The organism is Xanthobacter autotrophicus (assembly GCF_029991245.1).
Lineage (GTDB): Bacteria > Pseudomonadota > Alphaproteobacteria > Rhizobiales > Xanthobacteraceae > Xanthobacter > Xanthobacter autotrophicus_C.
Window position 1 is genome coordinate 1 of the sequence record NZ_JAIVFO010000251.1, and the last position, 3,044, is coordinate 3,044.

Consider the following 3,044-nt stretch of genomic DNA (forward strand, 5'->3'; position numbering starts at 1 on the left):
CTCCCTGCCCTCCCCCGCCCGAACTCGGCTCTTGCCGAGTTCGGTTCCCAGGCACCGAAGCCGGAAATATCCGGCTTCGGTGCGGGAGAGGGTTCACCGGTGCTCAAGAATGACGAGCGTGGCCCTTCTCCAGAGCAACGCACCCCCCTCTCCCGCTTGCGGGGGAGGGTTGGGGAGGGGGCACGGCGCCCGGCTCAGCTCCCCATCGGCCGGATAGGAGCCAGCCTCATGCCCTCTTACCCCACCCGGGCGAGGCTGCGGGCATGGTCCAGGGCCATCTCCAGCCGGTCGTTGCCCCAGAACAGCTCCCGGTCCGCCGTCACGAAGCTGGGGGCGCCGAAGATGCCGCGCTGCCTGGCCTCCTCGGTCTGGTGGCGCAGGCGGTCCTTGTTCTCCTGCTCCTCCGCCTCGGCGATGACGTCGCCGTAGAAATGGCCGAGGCCGGCCAGAAGCTGGCGCAGGGTCTCACGGTCGGAAATGTCGCGGCCCTGGGCGAACTCGGCGTAGAACACCGCCCGGGTGAAGGAGGGCCGGCACGCGTCGTTGAGATAGACCGCAAGGCGCGCCGCCAGGAGCCCGTTGGCCGGGAACGGGTCCGGCCTGGTCACCGGCGGCAGGCGCGCGAGCGCGGCGAGGCGCTCCAGGTCCCGCCACATATGCGCGCCCTTCAGCGGGTAGACGTTGAAGGGCGAGGACTCATAGCCCTGGGCGGCGAAGATGGGGCCGAGCAGGAACGGCTTCCATACCACCTGCACATCCGCCAGCTCGGCCAGGGCCGTGATGCGGGTCGCGGCCAGATAGGAGTAGGGCGAGGCGAACTCGTAATAGAAGTCGAGGGTGCCGCTGGCCATGGGCGCGTCCTGCCTGTACATCGCTGCGTCAATGTGCGGCGGGGCACGGCCTTTCCGCAAGCGGTTGGATCAAAGGGACCGGGGGTCGGGTGACGCCTTGAAGTGGGTGCTGTTCTTCGCGCTGGTGATCGGCGCCGCGGTGGCGATCCTGTTCACCGTCTTCCCGGACTGGGACATGGCCATCGCCAGCCTGTTCTGGGATGCGGCCGGGCGCCATTTCGTCCTCGCCGGCGCGCCCTGGGCGCAGACCGTGCGCAATCTCGCTAACTGGATCCCCTGGGCCATCGCCGCACCGGCCTTCGCCGCCATCGTGCTGAAACTGCTGTTCCCGCGCCGCAAGATGTTCATGCCGGCGCGGGCCGCCGTGCTGCTCGCCTTCACCATGGCGGTGGGGCCGGGCCTGCTGGTCAACGGCATCCTGAAGCAGGAATGGGGACGGCCCCGGCCGGTGCACGTGGACACGTTCGGCGGCCGCGATGCCTTCAAGTCCTGGTACCAGACCGACGGCACCTGCCCCGGCAACTGCTCCTTCGTCTCCGGCGAGGGCGCGCTCGGGTTCTGGATGACCGCCCCCGCCAGCCTCGTGCCCGGCCCGGCCGGGGCGGTGGCCATGGTGGCGGCGGTGGCCTTCGCCAGCGTGGCGGGGGGGTTGCGCATCGCCTTCGGCGGCCACTTCTTCACCGACGTGGTGTTCTCGGGCGTGCTGGTGATCGTGCTCGTGGTGCTGACGCGCTATGTCCTCTACGACCGCAAGCGCGCCCCGAGCGATGCCGCGGTGGAGCTGGCCATCGGCCGGGCCGGGCTGAAGCTGCGCACCCTCATCCAGCGCACTTGGCGGGGGGTTGGGCGCCGGGTCCGGCACCGGCCCTTGCCTCCGCCTCGCACGGGCCTATAGTCCGCGCCGCCCTTTCCTATCCCTGCAAAACACCCGAGAGACCTGATGGCGCGTGACGTGAAGAAGGTGGTGCTGGCCTATTCCGGTGGCCTCGACACCTCCGTGATCCTGAAATGGCTCCAGACCACCTACAATTGCGAGGTGATCACCTTCACCGCCGATCTCGGGCAGGGCGAGGAGCTGGAGCCGGCGCGCAAGAAGGCGCAGCTGCTCGGCATCAAGGACGAGAACATCTTCATCGAGGACGTGCGCGAGGAATTCGTCGCCGAGTACGTCTTCCCCATGTTCCGCGCCAATGCGGTCTATGAGGGGCTGTACCTTTTGGGCACCTCCATCGCCCGGCCGCTGATCGCCAAGAAGCAGATCGAGATCGCCCGCAAGATGGGCGCCGACGCCGTGTCCCACGGCGCCACCGGCAAGGGCAACGACCAGGTGCGCTTCGAGCTGGCCTATTATGCCCTCGAGCCGGACATCACCGTGATCGCCCCCTGGCGCGAGTGGGACCTCACCTCCCGCACCCGCCTGCTGGAGTTCGCGGAAGCCCACCAGATCCCCATCGCCAAGGACAAGCGCGGCGAGGCCCCGTTCTCGGTGGACGCGAACCTTCTGCACTCCTCCTCCGAGGGCAAGGTGCTGGAAGACCCGGCCGACGACGCGCCGGACTATGTCTACCAGCGCACCATCTCCCCGGAAGAGGCCCCGGACGAGCACACCCTCATCACCATCGCCTTCGACAAGGGCGACGCGGTGGCCATCAACGGCGAGGCCCTGTCCCCCGCGAGCCTGCTCACCAGGCTCAACGAACTGGGCAAGGCCAACGGCATCGGCCGCCTCGACCTCGTTGAAAACCGCTTCGTGGGCATGAAGTCCCGCGGCATCTACGAGACCCCCGGCGGCACCATTTTGCTCGTCGCCCATCGCGGCATCGAGAGCATCACGCTCGATCGCGGCGCGGCGCACCTGAAAGACGAGCTGATGCCCCGCTATGCGGAGCTGATCTACAACGGCTTCTGGTTCTCCCCCGAGCGGGAGATGCTGCAGGCCGCCATCGACCATTCCCAGGCCTATGTGACCGGCGAGGTGACGGTGAAGCTCTACAAGGGCAACGCCACGGTCATCGGCCGCAAGAGCCCCTATTCGCTCTACAATCAGGAGCTGGTCACCTTCGAGGAAGGCGCGGTCGCCTACGACCACCGCGACGCGGCGGGCTTCATCAAGCTCAACGCCTTGCGCCTGCGCACCCTCGGCAGCCGGGCGCGCAGGATCTCGGAGTAGGCGCGGCCCCCTCACCCCCAACC

At 68.3% G+C, this 3,044-nt stretch carries 3 protein-coding genes; 2 read left to right on the forward strand and 1 reads right to left on the reverse strand.

Annotation, left to right across the window (positions count from 1 at the left end):
* Nucleotides 1-236 precede the first annotated feature (236 nt).
* Nucleotides 237-851, reverse strand: coding sequence for a 2-hydroxychromene-2-carboxylate isomerase (locus tag K9U41_RS22355; protein WP_282643041.1), 615 nt, complete (start codon nucleotides 849-851; stop codon nucleotides 237-239).
* Between the two features lie 346 nt (nucleotides 852-1,197).
* Here K9U41_RS22355 and K9U41_RS22360 point away from each other — a divergent pair, with 346 nt between their 5' ends.
* A complete protein-coding gene (locus tag K9U41_RS22360) occupies nucleotides 1,198-1,746 on the forward strand; it encodes a phosphatase PAP2 family protein (protein ID WP_432715847.1) in 549 nt (182 codons plus the stop codon).
* 45 nt (nucleotides 1,747-1,791) lie between these two features.
* Nucleotides 1,792-3,021: an argininosuccinate synthase gene (locus K9U41_RS22365; RefSeq protein ID WP_282643042.1), complete on the forward strand. Its 1,230-nt coding sequence runs from the start codon at nucleotides 1,792-1,794 to the stop codon at nucleotides 3,019-3,021.
* Nucleotides 3,022-3,044 lie beyond the last annotated feature (23 nt).

Excerpts from the sequence above, each read along its gene's own strand:
- K9U41_RS22360 (WP_432715847.1), top strand. The coding sequence starts at position 1,198 with ATGCCGGCGCGGGCCGCCGTGCTGCTCGCCTTCACCATGGCGGTGGGG.
- K9U41_RS22365 (WP_282643042.1), top strand. The coding sequence starts at position 1,792 with ATGGCGCGTGACGTGAAGAAGGTGGTGCTGGCCTATTCCGGTGGCCTC.
- K9U41_RS22355 (WP_282643041.1), bottom strand. The coding sequence starts at position 851 with ATGGCCAGCGGCACCCTCGACTTCTATTACGAGTTCGCCTCGCCCTAC.